Origin of the sequence: Chryseobacterium oryzae, from assembly GCF_022811665.1 — a bacterium.
In the GTDB taxonomy this organism is placed as follows: Bacteria; Bacteroidota; Bacteroidia; order Flavobacteriales; family Weeksellaceae; genus Chryseobacterium; species Chryseobacterium oryzae.
The window spans coordinates 863,615-879,084 of the sequence record NZ_CP094529.1 but is presented as its reverse complement, the minus strand read 5'-3'; the positions used below and the strand labels follow the sequence as shown (position 1 = coordinate 879,084).

At 34.3% G+C, this 15,470-nt stretch carries 15 protein-coding genes; 8 read left to right on the top strand and 7 right to left on the bottom strand.

Features of this window, described 5'->3' with window-relative positions; translation table 11 throughout:
- Nucleotides 1-11: 11 nt before the first annotated feature.
- Complete coding sequence (locus tag MTP08_RS04065; protein ID WP_243577155.1) at nt 12-575, top strand: thioredoxin family protein; 564 nt, start codon at nt 12-14, stop codon at nt 573-575.
- Between the two features lie 40 nt (nt 576-615).
- Here the strand turns inward: MTP08_RS04065 and polA are convergent, their stop codons facing one another.
- The gene (polA, locus tag MTP08_RS04060) at nt 616-3,462 is read right to left on the bottom strand and encodes a DNA polymerase I (protein ID WP_243577154.1); all 2,847 of its coding nucleotides are present in this window, start codon (nt 3,460-3,462) and stop codon (nt 616-618) included.
- Nucleotides 3,463-3,713: 251 nt separating this feature from the next.
- Between polA and MTP08_RS04055 the strand changes: the two genes are divergently transcribed.
- The 5 genes from MTP08_RS04055 (at nt 3,714) to MTP08_RS04035 (ending at nt 7,368) form a co-directional block, all read left to right on the top strand.
- Nucleotides 3,714-4,559: a prephenate dehydrogenase gene (locus MTP08_RS04055; protein ID WP_243577153.1), complete on the top strand. Its 846-nt coding sequence runs from the start codon at nt 3,714-3,716 to the stop codon at nt 4,557-4,559.
- Nucleotides 4,560-4,714: 155 nt separating this feature from the next.
- Nucleotides 4,715-4,984: a DUF2089 family protein gene (locus tag MTP08_RS04050; protein WP_243577152.1), complete on the top strand. Its 270-nt coding sequence runs from the start codon at nt 4,715-4,717 to the stop codon at nt 4,982-4,984.
- A gap of 3 nt (nt 4,985-4,987) precedes the next feature.
- Entirely contained in the window at nt 4,988-5,392 is a 405-nt protein-coding gene (locus tag MTP08_RS04045) for a PH domain-containing protein (RefSeq protein WP_243577151.1), read from the top strand.
- A gap of 4 nt (nt 5,393-5,396) precedes the next feature.
- Nucleotides 5,397-5,969 (top strand): YIP1 family protein, encoded by a 573-nt coding sequence (locus MTP08_RS04040; protein WP_243577150.1) that lies wholly within the window; start codon nt 5,397-5,399, stop codon nt 5,967-5,969.
- A 10-nt stretch (nt 5,970-5,979) separates the two neighbouring features.
- Entirely contained in the window at nt 5,980-7,368 is a 1,389-nt protein-coding gene (locus MTP08_RS04035) for a serine hydrolase domain-containing protein (RefSeq protein ID WP_243577149.1), read from the top strand.
- Nucleotides 7,369-7,487: 119 nt separating this feature from the next.
- On the opposite strand, the gene MTP08_RS04030 is transcribed toward MTP08_RS04035, so the two are convergent.
- Nucleotides 7,488-8,906 (bottom strand): L-serine ammonia-lyase, encoded by a 1,419-nt coding sequence (locus MTP08_RS04030; protein ID WP_243577148.1) that lies wholly within the window; start codon nt 8,904-8,906, stop codon nt 7,488-7,490.
- A gap of 410 nt (nt 8,907-9,316) precedes the next feature.
- On the opposite strand from MTP08_RS04030, the gene der reads away from it, so the two are divergent.
- Nucleotides 9,317-10,627, top strand: a complete 1,311-nt coding sequence (gene der, locus MTP08_RS04025) for a ribosome biogenesis GTPase Der (protein WP_209391290.1) — start codon at nt 9,317-9,319, stop codon at nt 10,625-10,627.
- A 144-nt stretch (nt 10,628-10,771) separates the two neighbouring features.
- Nucleotides 10,772-11,425 carry a uracil phosphoribosyltransferase gene (gene upp / locus MTP08_RS04020; RefSeq protein WP_209391289.1) on the top strand — a complete coding sequence of 218 codons (654 nt, stop codon included), beginning with the start codon at nt 10,772-10,774 and terminating at the stop codon, nt 11,423-11,425.
- Nucleotides 11,426-11,459: 34 nt separating this feature from the next.
- Here the strand turns inward: upp and MTP08_RS04015 are convergent, their stop codons facing one another.
- The 5 genes from MTP08_RS04015 to MTP08_RS03995 form a co-directional block, all read right to left on the bottom strand.
- Entirely contained in the window at nt 11,460-12,113 is a 654-nt protein-coding gene (locus tag MTP08_RS04015) for a ComF family protein (RefSeq protein WP_243577147.1), read from the bottom strand.
- Between the two features lie 130 nt (nt 12,114-12,243).
- Nucleotides 12,244-13,218 (bottom strand): deoxyhypusine synthase family protein, encoded by a 975-nt coding sequence (locus MTP08_RS04010; RefSeq protein WP_243577146.1) that lies wholly within the window; start codon nt 13,216-13,218, stop codon nt 12,244-12,246.
- A 30-nt stretch (nt 13,219-13,248) separates the two neighbouring features.
- A complete protein-coding gene (locus MTP08_RS04005) occupies nt 13,249-13,920 on the bottom strand; it encodes a hypothetical protein (protein WP_243577145.1) in 672 nt (223 codons plus the stop codon).
- A gap of 46 nt (nt 13,921-13,966) precedes the next feature.
- A complete protein-coding gene (gene arfB, locus MTP08_RS04000; protein WP_243577144.1) occupies nt 13,967-14,359 on the bottom strand; it encodes an alternative ribosome rescue aminoacyl-tRNA hydrolase ArfB in 393 nt (130 codons plus the stop codon).
- Between the two features lie 32 nt (nt 14,360-14,391).
- On the bottom strand, nt 14,392-15,435 hold the full coding sequence (locus tag MTP08_RS03995; protein WP_243577143.1) for an AMP-binding protein: 1,044 nt from the start codon (nt 15,433-15,435) through the stop codon (nt 14,392-14,394).
- Between the last annotated feature and the right edge of the window lie 35 nt (nt 15,436-15,470).

Genomic DNA, 15,470 nt, shown 5'->3' with positions numbered 1-15,470 from the left:
TCTTTTGAGTAATGAAAAATTATTGGGACAAAGCCATTTATTTCGACGAATATATTAAAATCGGGAAAAGCAGACTCGAAAATCCTGCCAATCAGCAGGAAGCCGAATTTAAACATTATTATGAACTCGGACTTCAACGAATTGACCGTACTTTAAAAAAATATACTCCCAACGAAGAGCAACTTGCAGAACTAGTATCTAAAAATTTTGACGGAAAAATCATGATAATTTCTGAAGTCTGGTGTGGTGATGCAAGTGCAACAGTTCCTGCTTTGGTAAAGTTTTTTGAAGGAAAAAACGAAGTGAAAATTTTTCTTCGCGACAGCGATAAAAGTTTGATTAACCAATATTTAACCAACGGTACAGAATCTATCCCAAAAGTTCTTGTTTTAGATAAGGATTATAATGTGAAAAATTCTTGGGGACCACGTCCAAAATTCGGACATGGATTACTTCTTAAATACAAAGCCGATCCGGAAAATTATACCAAAGATATGTTTTATAACGATCTGCAGGTTTATTACGCCAAAAATAGAGGCAAAGATGCCATACAGGAAATTTTAGATTTACTGTAAAATAAAAACTTCTGTCTTTTGACAGAAGTTTTCATTTTGATTAATGTGCTTCTAGCCAGTTATTTCCTACACCCACCTCTACCAATAACGGAACATTGGTTTCAATGGCAGATTCCATTTCTTTTTTAATAAGATTTTTCGCCGTTTCTACTTCTTCAATAGGTGCTTCAAATAACAATTCGTCATGCACCTGAAGCAGCATTTTGGTCTGAAGATTCTGTTCCTGAAGCTCTTTGTCTATTTTAATCATCGCCATTTTTACAACATCTGCAGCACTTCCCTGTACAGGAGCATTCACCGCATTTCTTTCGGCATGACCTCGAATCACGAAATTTCCGGAATTAATGTCTTTTAAATGTCTCTTTCTGCCTAAAATCGTTTCTACATACCCCAACTCTCTAGCTTTGGCAACCTGTTCTGCCATATATGCTTTCAGTTTTGGATAAGTTTCAAAATATGCTTCAATCATTTGTTTTGCCTCGGTTCTCGAAAGACCGGTTTGTTCTGCCAAAGCAAAGGCACCCTGACCGTAAATTATTCCAAAATTAACCGTTTTCGCCTGACTTCTCTGTGTTTTTGAAACTTCTTCTAATGGAATTTTAAACAATTTTGCCGCTGTAGAAGCGTGAATATCTTCACCGTTCTGAAAGGCTTTAATCATATTTTCTTCACCCGAAATCTCGGCAATTAGACGCAGTTCTATTTGAGAATAATCTGCAGAAATAATTTTTTTACCTTCACCCGAAACAAAAGCTCCACGAATTTGCTGCCCTCTCAAAGTACGGATTGGGATATTCTGTAAATTAGGATTTACACTCGCCAAACGCCCCGTTGCAGCAGTGGTCTGAGAAAAATTGGTATGTACTCTGTTATCCTCTTTATCAATCTGGGATGGCAAAGCATCAACATAAGTAGATTTCAGCTTCTGATAAGTTCTGTATTCTAAAATATGCTGTATAATTTCGTTTTTTGAAGCTAATTTTTGCAGAACATCTTCGGAAGTAGCATACTGTCCGGTTTTGGTTTTTTTAGCTTTCGGATCCAGCTGCATTTTTTCAAATAGAATATCGCCCAACTGTCTTGGAGAATTCATATTAAATTCTTCACCGGAAATTTCAAATATGGTAGATTCTAACTGCCTTAAATCATTTTCCAGATCAATACTTTCCTGAGCCAGCCATTTTTCGTCTAAGGAAATTCCTGCCAATTCCATTTTAGCTAAAACTTCCATTAAAGGCATTTCAATTTTAAAAAATAAATCTTCTAAATTTTCTTTTTTGAGCTGTGGTGCGAACAATTCGTATAACTGAAAAGTAACATCTGCATCTTCCGCAGCGTAATCGGTCTGGGTTCTTAAATCTGCATCCCTAAAGTTACCTTGTTTTTTACCCTTTTTCCCAATAATTGTTTCAATGGAAACGGGTTTATAATGAAGATAAACTTCAGAAAGATAATCCATTCCGTGTCTTCCGTCGGGATTTAGAAGATAATGTGCAATCATGGTATCGAACATTGCACCTTTTACGGTAATATTATATTTTTGAAGAACTTTATAATCGTATTTTAAGTTGTGAGCAATCTTAATTAAATCTTCTTTTTCAAAAAATGGTCGGAAAATTTCCAAAGTCTGCAAAACTTCAGCCTGATCCTCAGAAAACGGAACATAATACGCCAAACCTTTTTGGTAGGAAAAGCTCATTCCCACAAGCTCGGCTTCCATTTCATTTAAAGAAGTCGTTTCGGTATCAAAACACACCGCTTTTTGTCTGAGTAAATTTTCAACTAAAATTTTCTGAGCTTTCGGATTGTCTACGAACTGGTACAAATGGTCGTTTTGCTCAATAGTTGTTTTTGTGGAAGTTGCCTGATCGAGTTCTTCATAAGTAGCAAAAAGGTCGAGCTGTCCTACATTTTTGGCAACTTTCTGCTGTGGAGTTTCTGTAATCTGAATTTCAACTTCCGAAATCTGAGCACTCTTCACCGACAGCGTTTCGGATGGAGCAAAAGCACGATAAAGATTTTCATAAAGCCTTCTGAATTCAATTTCATCAAAAATCTCCTTCACTTTATCGAAATCGGGAGTTTCAAGATCGTATTGTTCCTGATGGAATTCAATTGGAGCATCACAGATAATGGTTGCTAATTTTTTAGATAAAATACCGCGTTCAGCCGAAGCTTCAACTTTTTCTTTAAGCTTACCTTTCAACTGGTCTGTATTGGCTAAAAGATTTTCGATACTTCCGAATTCTTTAAGGAATTTCATAGCTGTTTTCTCTCCTACTCCATCCAATCCGGGAATATTATCTACTGCATCTCCCATCATTGCCAGAAAATCGATGACCTGCTTCGGATCTTCAATCTCATATTTTGCTTTTACTTCATCAACACCTAATATTTCGATATCACTACCTTTTAAGCCTGGTTTATATATTTTAATTTTATCGGTAACCAATTGGGCAAAATCCTTATCCGGAGTTACCATAAAAGTAGTGTAACCTTCTTTTTCTGCTTTGCATGCAATAGTTCCAATAACATCATCCGCTTCATAGCCTTCAACACCCAAGTGCGGGATATGCATTGCCTCCAAAATCCTTTTTATATAAGGAATTGCTGTTGTAATTGCTTCTGGAGTTTCGCTTCTATTGGCTTTGTATTCGGTATAGTCATTGGTTCTCACACTTGCCTGTCCGACATCAAAAACTACAGCCAAATGGGTTGGTCTTTCTCTTCGGATAAGCTCTATCAAAGAATTGGTAAAACCAAAAATAGCAGATGTATCAATCCCTGTACTGGTAATTCTAGGACTTCTGATGAGTGCATAATATCCTCTGAAAATCATTGCATACGCATCAATAAGAAAAAGCCTTTTATCTTGTGTTGCCTCCATATTTTGAATAATGAACAAATATATGAAATCGGGATGAGCGGTGAAACATAAACCCCGTTCAAGAAAAATGAAGTTTTTTATAATTGATTCCAAAACCTATATAATTTCAAAAAAATTCTTACATTCGCTTTATGATTATGAACAACACATATTATTATGGAATTTTTACCTCATTTCTGGGATAAGGATTTCTGATATAGATATATAAACCTCGTCCGAAAGACGGGGTTTCTTTTTTAAATTAAAATAACATGAAAATAAGCATTATTGGTGTAGGTCTTATTGGAGGCTCGCTCGCATTAAAATTAAAACAGAAAAAAGCTGCCGAATATATTTATGGAATTGATAATAATTCTGAAAATCTTAAAGATGCTCTTTCTTTAAATATCATTGATGAAAAAGCAGATTTCAAAACAGGAATTGAAGCAGCAGACCTTATCATCATAGCTGTTCCGGTAGATTCTGCCAAAAATATTCTGCCGGAAGTTTTAGATTTAATCAATGACCGCCAAACGGTGATGGATGTGGGTTCTACCAAATCCGGAATTGGAAAATCTGTGGAAAATCATCCTAAAAGATCAAGATTTGTGGCATTTCACCCGATGTGGGGCACAGAAAACCACGGTGCAAAATCTGCAACAGCCGAAAGTTTTGCCCACAAAGCAGGTGTAATCTGCGACAGAGAAAAATCTTCTCCGGATGCATTGGAACTTGTAGAAAATATTGTAAAAAACCTTGAAATGCATCCAATTTACATGAATGCTGAAGATCACGATGTACATACAGCCTATATTTCGCACATTTCGCACATCACTTCTTATGCTTTAGCTAATACCGTTTTGGAGAAGGAAAAAGAGGAAGAAACTATTTTTCAATTGGCGAGTTCGGGTTTTTCGAGTACGGTTCGTCTGGCGAAATCTCATCCTGAAATGTGGGTTCCGATTTTTAAACAAAACAAAGAAAATGTTTTGGATGTGCTTAATGAGCATATTTTCCAGCTTAAAAAATTCAAATCTGCGTTGGAGAAAGAAAATTTTGAATTTCTTGAAGAATTAATTGTGAATGCCAACAAAATACGTGGAATTCTAGATAAATAAAAATTTCATTGAATTATGTTTTAAAAACTTCCTTTAGGGAGTTTTTTTATTTTAAAATGATTTGAAGAGAATACCAAACAAATTTATTTTTTTAACTTTATTAAAAAAATATTTAACTTTATTAAAATAATTATTACATTTACAAAAAAAATTAAATGAAACTTCCTATAACTTGCCCGAGTTGCGAGCATAATCTTAATGTAAGCCAGATGAAGTGTCCCGACTGCGGAACGCAAGTGAGTGGAGATTATGAGCTTCCTGTTTTTTTAAAGCTTAAGAGAGATGAGCAGGATTTTATTCTCAATTTTTTTATTTCCAGCGGAAGTATTAAAGAAATGGCAAAACAGGCAGACCTTTCTTACCCAACCATGAGAAATAAGATGGATGATCTCATTGAGAAAATTACGAAGCTAAATACCCTGTAAATAATGAAAAATATACCTGTAAAAGTAGGTTGGGAACTTTATATACCCATGTTCATTATTATATTTTTTCCTGTTTTTTTAGAAATAAAAAATGGTAACTGGAATATTGTATGGTTGCCTTCCATTATTTATGCAATAGTTATGATACTAACTTACACCATTCGTTACCAAATGGATAGGGAATTTTTATACATCCGAAACTCCGTCTTTGGAACCACCAGATTAAGGATTACGGGAATTTCTAAAATAGAGAAAACATGGAATATGCTTTCATCACCTGCTCCAGCTGTTATAGGAAGAGTAAAAATATATTCTAAAGATGGCGATATTATTATTTCTCCTAAAAATTTTATGGATTTCGAGCGTGAGCTTCTTGCAATAAACCCAAATATTAAAGTAGTAAAATAAAAAAATGAACTGGAAAACTATTTTTAATCCTTTTGTAAAATTTGACGAGAAAAAATTGCTTCTTGCAGGGATAGGTTCTGCAATTATTGTTTTTTCTATAAGTTATTTGCTCGGTTATCAGATGGATAGCTTATTTCATTTTAATTATCTCGATAAGAAAGATTCTTTCCTTAAAAGTATTGGATATACGCTGCTTGTATATGCAATAAGCAGTCTCGTTTTCTATATCTACGGAAAAATAATAAATAAAAAAACAAGATTTATTGATATTATTACTCCTGTTCTTATTTCCCAATGCGTAGGTATTTTTGTAGTACTTCTTTCAGAAATCCCATTAGTAAAAAATGCCCAGCAAGAAATTTTGTCATCTACAGAAAATATTGCGCCCCATTTTTCACCAATTACACTTATTACAACACTTGTATTTTCAATTTTGTCGTTAACTATTTCTGTTTATGGAATCGCTCTGTTCTACAACGGCTTTAAAACGGCTACTAATATGAAAAATTGGTATCATATTGTGGTATTTGCCGTATTACTTTTAACGCTAATGATAAGCATGCAATTTTTACAATAAATAATAAACAATGAAAAACAAATTTTCACTTCTCTTCAGTTTCTTGATTTTCAATTTAAGTTTTGCTCAGCAAATTGTAGGTTCCTGGATGGGCGAACTTGAAATTCAGGCTACAAAACTTCCGTTAATTGTTAATATTAAGCAAGTGGATAGTGTTTATAGTGCTACTTTAGACAGTCCGTTACAAGGTGCAGAAGGAATTCCTGTAGACCGCACCACCTTTAAGAATAAAGAGTTGTTTTTTGAAATTAAAAAAATAAATGCTTCTTTTAAAGGAATTTTGAATAACTCTGAAATTAAAGGAAATTTCAGCCAAAACGGAATGGTTCTTCCTCTTCTTTTAAAACCTTTTGATAAAGCAAAGCATCAAGATGGCGAAGTTGAAAATTTAAGTTTAGCAGATATTTCAGAAAGTTCAAAGAAAATGGATGAGTATTTATCTTATCTTGAAAAAAATAATGCACTTGCAGGAGAAATTTCCGTTTTCAAAGAAGGCAAGGAGGTTTATAAAAAGACATTTGGAGAAAAAAATCTTCCCGATTTTAAGAATAGCAATACCGTTTTTCAGATTGGATCTATTACCAAAACGATGACCGCAATTATGATTTTTAAAATGATAGAAGAAAAAAAACTGAATCTTGATACAACATTGGATCAGTTTTTCCCTCAGATTCCTAATGCTAAAAAAATTACGATTGCTCAGCTCCTGCATCACAGTTCAGGATTGGGAGATTATATACAGGGAGAAAAGAATACAAGATGGTTGGTAACTCCGCAGTCCGAAAAAGCTATCATAGACAGAATTATACAGCAAGGATCTCTATTTGAGCCCGGAACGGGGCAACAATATTCCAATTCAGGATATTATTTACTTACAAAAATCTTAGAAAAGGTTTCTGATAAATCGTATTCAGAAAATTTAAAAAAATATATTATCAATCCATTAAAATTAAAAGATTTTTATACCGCAAGTCAGAAATCATCTGTCATATACCCTTCATTTCTTTACGATAAAAAATGGGTTCGCGTAAAGGATTTTGATTTCAATAATGTGGTAGGCGTAGGAGATATTGCTACTACTCCTTATCAGCTCAACATTATCATCAATTCTATTTTTGATAAAAAAATAATCTCCAAAGAATCTTTACACGAGATGATGCCCGATACCCAAAAATTCGGGATGGGACTATCTATTGTGCCTTTTTACGGGAAAATTTTTGTTGGCCACAGCGGTGGAACATACGGAACCAATTCTCTAATGATATATAATGGAGAAGAAAACATTTCTATTTCTTATTCTTTAAATGCCGACAGAACAGGAATTGCCGGAAACGAATTTGCAGTAGCAATACTCAGTTTTCTGTATGGTAAAAAATACGATCTGCCAAAAATAAATTAAAAATTTGCTTAAATAAAAGATGGAGATGTTTTACTGAAATCGTCCGCATCTTTTACCCAAAACGTCCTGATGATTTAAAGAAAACATCAGGACGTTTTATATACTATTCTAAGGTTTTTTTAGCATTCAGGAACATTCACCGCAATAGCTAAACCGCCTTCTGAAGTTTCTTTAAATCGGTCATTCATAGACAGGGCCGTTTCCCACATGGTCTGAATTACTTCATCCAAAGTTACTCGGGCTTTCGTAGGATCACTCTCTAAAGCAATATTAGCCGCCGTGATGGCTTTTATGGCACCCATTGTATTTCGTTCTATACACGGAATCTGCACCAGACCTTTAATAGGATCACAGGTTAAGCCTAAATGATGCTCCATAGCAATTTCTGCCGCCATCAAAACCTGCCCTACGCTTCCTCCGAGAATCTCAGTTAAGCCCGCAGCTGCCATAGCCGAAGAAACGCCTACTTCCGCCTGACATCCGCCCATTGCCGCAGAAATCGTAGCATTTTTCTTGAATAAAGTCCCTATTTCTCCTGCAACGAGAATAAATCTCGCAATATCATCCTCACTTACAGCATCCGTAAACGCCTGAGAATACATCAAAACAGCAGGAATTACACCACTTGCTCCGTTGGTGGGAGCAGTAATGATTCTTCCGAAGCTTGCATTTTCTTCATTCACCGCCAGCGCAAAACAGGAAATCCATTTGTTGATATTAGTGAAATTTTCTTCTGCATCTACCACAAGCTGAAACCACTCGTCTATGTTTTTATAAACTTTATCGCCCAACAGTTTCCTGTTGATTCCGGCAGCACGTCTGGTAACATTGAGGCCTCCAGGAAGAATTCCTTCTTTATTTACGCCTTTATATATACATTCTTTGATATTTTTCCAGATGTATAATGCTTCTGCTTTGGTTTCTTCCTTAGTTCTCCAGCTTTCTTCGTTCATCAGAATAAGATCAGACATTTTTGAAAGTCCGAGTTTTTCGCAATATTTTACAATATCCGAAGATTTATGACAAGGATATAAAGTGCGGACACAATGCTTATCTATAGATTTTTTTTCCTGACTCATGATAAAACCTCCCCCTACAGAATAAAAATCCTGAACAAGCTCTGTTCCGTCTTCAAAAATGGCTCTGAAAATCATTCCGTTGGGATGATAATCTAAAGTTTTCTGCATATTCAGAACCAAATGATATCCATAAATGAAGGAAATCTCTTTTTCTCCGCCTAAATTTAGAATTTCAGATTTTTTAATATGCTCAATTTTATCATCAATTTTGGTGGTATCAATGGTTTTAAAATCTTCACCGCTTAGACCGAGCATTCCGGCAATATCGGTTCCGTGACCAATTCCTGTTTTAGCTAAAGAGCCGAAAAATTCTACGAAAACTTCTTTTACCTCATCTATTGACCGTTCTCTTTTTATAATTCTGATAAACGCTGCAGCCGCATTCCACGGTCCCATCGTATGAGAACTCGACGGTCCTATTCCTACTTTAATAATCTCAAAAACTGATATTGATTCCATAAATGAATTTTCACTTTCAAACGAAAGCAAAGATACACGGAAAATCTTTTAATAGGAAATGAATAACATATCACTTTATTTCATCTTCAATAAAACAAAAGAGATTATAGTCCGCTAATGCTTATTACATAATAAAAAAAACATAAAATTCTAATAATCAACAACATAAAAACAAAATATTCTTAAAGTAAATCTTTTAAAGCATTTCAAAGATACGTAAAGGGTAAAATTAGATAATAAACACTTATCTTTGCAAAAATTTTGGGCTTCGAAAGTCGAAGTAACCCATTCTTAATCAGAATTTAATCATCAGGAGATTAATTTTGAATCACTATTTCGGTATTACGAAAATAGTTTCAGAAATGATGAATGCATCAATCTCCGGTTTTTAAAGAAAAGAAACAAATTTTATGAGCAATATTGTTGCAATCGTTGGGCGTCCCAATGTAGGAAAATCCACATTATTTAACCGTTTATTAGAAAGAAGAGAAGCCATTGTAGATTCTACAGCTGGAGTAACCAGAGACCGTCATTACGGTAAGTCTGACTGGAATGGTGTAGATTTCACTGTAATTGATACCGGAGGTTATGATGTAAATAATGACGATGTATTTCAGGGAGAAATTTCTAAACAGGTACAGCTTGCGGTAGATGAAGCTACTTCTATTATTTTCATGCTGAATGTGGAAGAAGGTCTTACCGATACGGATTATGAAATCTATGAAATGCTCAGAAGATCCAATAAGCCAGTTTATATTGTAGTAAACAAAGTAGATTCGGCAAGAGAAGAATTGGATGCCACAGAATTTTATCAGTTGGGAATTGATAAATACTATACTTTATCTTCGGCAACAGGTTCCGGAACAGGAGATTTATTGGACGATATCGTAGGAGATTTTCCAACTACAGAATATAAAGATCCTTTCGAAGGATTGCCAAAAATTACCATTGCAGGTCGTCCTAATGTTGGAAAATCTACCTTAACCAATGCTTTACTCGATAAAGACAGAAACATTGTAACCGATGTTGCAGGTACCACAAGAGACAGTATCCAGACTTTGTACAATAAGTTTGGGCATGAGTTTGTTTTGGTAGATACTGCCGGAATGAGAAGAAAGTCTAAGGTTTCTGAAGATTTGGAATTTTATTCTGTAATGCGTTCTATTCGTTCTATTGAGTATTCTGATGTAGTAATTATCATGGTAGATGCTACTTTAGGATGGGAATCTCAGGACATGAACATTTTCGGTTTAGCTCAGAAAAACAGAAAAGGAATTGTTATTGTAGTGAATAAATGGGATTTAATTGAAGATAAACAAACCAATACCATCAGAGATTTTGAAAAAGCAATCCGCGACAAAATTGGTCAGTTTAGCGATATTCCTATTTTGTTTGTCTCGGCTTTAACGAAGCAGAGAATCTTAAAAGTGGTAGAAACAGCGATGACGGTTTATGAAGACCGCAAAAAGAAAATTAAAACTTCTAAGCTGAATGAAATTATGCTTCCTATTTTTGAAGCTACTCCTCCACCGGCAAATAAAGGAAAGTATATTAAAATTAAATACTGTGTACAACTTCCTACACCATCTCCACAGTTTGTTTTCTTTTGCAATTTGCCTCAGTATGTAAAAGAACCTTACAAAAGATTTACAGAAAACCAATTAAGAAAAGAATTCGGATTTACCGGAGTTCCTATCGAAGTATATTTCAGACAAAAATAAATAACAGTCCCTTTTAGATTTTTCTAAGAGGGATTTTATTCTTAAAAATCAATAGATTTAAATAGTTGAAAAATGGTTGTGTAATTTTCTTCAATCAAACAATAATCAACAGTAAAACTCAACTTAAAAAGGTATTTCAAAATAATGAACACAATCGTTTTATCAGAACAATTTTCGTTAGTTAATTCATGGATTAATGAACTCAGAAATGTAGAAATTCAGCATGACCGCATGAGATTCCGAAGAAATATGGAAAGAATTGGTGAGATTGCCGCATTTGAAATCAGTAAAACATTGCAGCATAAAGAAATTCAGATAACTACTCCACTTGATAAGATTGCAGTTAAAGAAATCGCTGTTCAGCCCGTTATTACAACAATTTTGAGAGCCGGAGTTCCTTTATTTGAAGGAATTTTAAATTATCTTGATAAAGCAGACTGCGGATTTGTGGCGGCATACAGAAAACACGATGCAAACGATTATTTTTCCATAAAACAGGATTATTTAACGTGCCCTAATATACAAGACAGGCCTTTAATTGTTGCAGATCCCATGTTGGCAACAGGAGCGTCTCTTATAGAAGCGATTAAAGATTTATTAACCCACGGAAAACCAACAAGTCTTCACATTGTGGCAGCAATTGCATCCAGACAAGGTGTTGAAACTATAGAAAAAGCTTACCCTGACGCAAAAATTTGGGTGGGTGCCATTGATGAAAATTTAACTTCAAAAGGTTACATCAGTCCGGGATTGGGTGATGCGGGAGATCTAAGCTACGGAGAAAAACTACAACGGTAAAATAATCTTCAAATATCAATTTTGAAAATACACTCTATTCATCCATTGCCATTACCAAAATACTCAGTTTATTATTCCCTTTTCTGAGAATTTCCCATGCAATGGTTGCCAATGTATTTCCTGTGGTAAAAACGTCGTCAATCAGCAGAATATGTTTTTCAGAAACATCTTTTGTAACCGAAAATGTATGCTCTGTATTCAGGCGGTTTCGCTTATTTTTGAGTGCCTGTGCTTTAGAATAATGATTTCTCCTGAGTAATTCGTTATCGTAAGGAATATTATAAAAATCTGAAAGAACACGCGTAAAAAGATGCAACTGATTATATCCACGCTCACTTAATTTTTTAGGATGAAGCGGAACAGTAACAAAAAGATCAGGTCTTTCATTTTTAAAATCAAGTGAATTGATTGTCCATTCTGCTAAATTTTTTCCGATAATTTCTCGGCTTCTGTATTTCAATTCATGAATGATTTTTCTGCTGACATCTTGCTTTTCAAATTTCATCAGAGCAAAAGCATTTTCAACAGGAAAAAGAAGTCTGCATTTTTGTTTTACAAAATTATCTGCGAAATAATCTTGATGGGTAAAATGAACCTGGTCCATGCAATTACCACAAACAATTAAATCACTTTCTATAATAGAACTGCACTCTATACAGCGGTTGGGAAATAAAATATCCAGTATCATTAGTGTGTTTTTAAATATTAAAAATACCAAATTTCCATTAAATCATTCCGAATAAGTATCAAAAAAAATGACCGCCGAGAATTTCGGTGGTCATTTTAAATTTTTCTGTAAAATAAATTACCGAAACCTTTTATGAGTTTTCTAAAATATAAGAGAACATTAACGGAGCACAAATTGTGGCGTCACTTTCTACAATAAATTTCGGAGTCGTGATGTCTAATTTCCCCCAAGTAATTTTTTCATTCGGAACCGCTCCAGAATAAGAACCATAAGATGTGGTAGAATCTGAAATCTGACAGAAATATGACCAGAAAGGAATATCATGCATTTCCATATCCTGATACAGCATAGGAACTACACAAATTGGGAAATCTCCGGCAATACCTCCACCAATCTGGAAGAAACCTACTCCTTTTCCACCTGAATTTTTTGTGTACCAATCGGCAAGATAAGCCATATATTCGATCCCAGATTTCATTGTGGTTGCTTTAAGCTCTCCTTTAATGCAATACGATGCAAAAATATTCCCCATTGTAGAATCTTCCCATCCAGGAACTACAATTGGCAGGTTTTTCTCTGCAGCAGCAATCATCCACGAGTTTTCTCTAGGAATTTCGTGATATTGCTCCAAAACTCCGGAAAGAATCATTTTATACATAAATTCGTGTGGGAAATACCTTTCACCTTTCGCTTCCGCATCTTTCCAGATTTCAACGATATGTTTCTGCAATCTTCTGAATGCTTCTTCTTCTGGAATACATGTATCTGTAACTCTGTTTAAGCCTCTTTCCAAAAGATCCCATTCTTCCTGAGGTGTTAAATCTCTGTAGTGAGGAACTCTTTCGTAATGAGAATGTGCTACAAGATTCATTAAATCTTCTTCTAAGTTAGCACCTGTACAAGAAATGAAATCAACTTTATCCTGACGGATCATTTCAGCTAAAATCTTTCCTAATTCTGCAGTAGACATTGCTCCCGCCAAAGTAATCATCATTTTACCACCATCTTTCAGGTGTGCTACGTATCCTTTGGATGCATCTACTAACGCTGCAGAATTAAAGTGCAGATAATATTTCTCAATAAACTCCGTAATTGGCTTGCTCATTATTTTTTATTTTTTTGCAAAGATAAAAATTTAAAAACTGAAAGTGGCCGCTGCACTTAAAGAAAGTCTTGTAAGACCTTCTTTTTCGTTGTCTGCAAAATTTACAGTAGTTCCGTTATAGGTCATTTTATTTAAAGTACCACCCGTTAAACCTACTGTAGGACCTATAAAAATATTATTAGTTACCGCATATTGGTAGCCAAAATTAAATTCTGCACCCAGAGTAGATCCCTTTCCTAATACATTCCCTGTTTTAGTTGTATAGGTAATTACTCCTAAAGCAACATCATAAAACAATTTATGTTTAGTATCTTCTTTAAAATTGGAGAACATATAAGATGCACCCACAAAATGAATCTGATCTTTGGTACTTACTGTCGCAACGGTATTTTGACCATACATATTCTGAACGGCTATTTTCCCATTGCTTGATGCAAAGTACCCTGAATATTTTAAGCCGACACCACTGTTTCCTTTAATAAGGTAATATGCAGAAACACCTGTATCTACACCATGTTTTAAACCTTTAAGATAATTTCTTGTTTCATTGGAAATTCCAGAAGGCATTTTTGCAAGACGCCAAGCATATCCAACGTACGGAATAACGGCAAATTTCGGCTCACTTTTACTTACCTGTACTTCTTGTGCAGAAAAAAGAAACGGAGCAAAAGCAACTCCTGCAATGATGAGTTTTTTAAACATAATTATTTTTTTTGCGAAAATAATGTTTTTTTCTAAAGAGTGAGAATTAATATCTAAACTTTCTGTTTTCCTTTTTTTCTGAAATTTTCTTTTTACTCTCAAGCCTTTTTTCAATTTTGGCTTTACTGGGTTTTGTCGCAATCCTTTTTTTGGGAATAATTAATGCCTGATTCACCATTTCCTGAATTTTTTCTGCTGCAATTTTTTTATTCTGAAGCTGAGTTCTACTTTCCGAAACCGTCATCTGCAAAATACCTTCAGCATTAATTCTGTTTTTGAGTTTTAAAAAAATTCTTTCCTTCTCCACATCTGTAAAAACTACAGATTCTTCCACCTTCCACATTACGGTTACAGAAGTTTCCACTTTATTTACGTTCTGTCCGCCACTTCCGCTGCTTCTGGAAGTTTTATAGGAAAGTTCATGATCGAAATTTTTCATATATAATTCGAGTTTAATTGCATTCTGTATTTTCAGATTAACTTAACAACTTCTTTTCTAAGCACTTTACCATTATCAGATCTTGGAAATTTTTCCAAATAAATAATTTTCTTCGGAACATGAAATTTGTTTTCATAATTAATTTTTGAAAGCTGTTGATTAATTTCGTCTGACTCTTTCCCTTCAATAACCAAAACCAATTTTTCTCCTAACATTTCATCTGGTTTACCTGCAAATATCAACTCTTTATCAATTGTTTTTTTAAGTAAGTTTTCAATTTTTTCAGGAAAAATCTTAACACCTCCTGAATTTATCACATAATCGTATCTTCCTAAAAATTTAAATCTATTTTTATTGGATTGATCAGACTCCGAATATCCGAATTCTACAATATCATTAGTTTGCAACCTCTCAGGATTTAGTTTTGGGGCAAAAATAGCAAGACAGTTTCTGTCATCCAGAGAAATTTCTACGTCTTCAAGTACGGTAAAAAACTCTTCTTTCTGTGGAAATATCTGTTTCAGGGCAATATGCGAAAGAGTTTCAGACATTCCGTAAGTTTCGAAAATTCTATTTTCTGTTGGGGAAGCCTTCAAAATTTCATCAATCTTATTTTTAAGGTTTTCTGAAACTGCTGCTCCACCTATGATTAAATTTTTAATTAAATGAATTTTATCTAAAGAATTTTCAACCTGAAGCGGAGTCATCGCACAAAAATCTATTTTTTCATTAATTTTCTTCAGTGGAGTAAGAGATGGCTCTTCCACAATAAGCTTGAGTTTCCTCTCAAAAGCCCGGGCAATCATCATTTTCCCTGAAATATATTCTATCGGAAGACAGAGCAATGCAGAGTTTCCTAATTTCAAACCAAGAAAATTGCAGGTCATTTTTGCAGAATTAAGCATTCTGTTTTTTTCGACTTCAAAAATTTTTGGTGTTCCGGTAGAACCCGATGTCTGAATTTTAACAGTTTTTGAGTCCGAAACCCATTCTTCTAAAAAAAAAATGATTTTTTTTTCGAAAATACTTCCGGCATTTAATTGATTAATTTTGAGATTATTGAAGTCTATTTTCATGTTGTAAGCCTTATGAATTCGAAGTAAATTTAAAA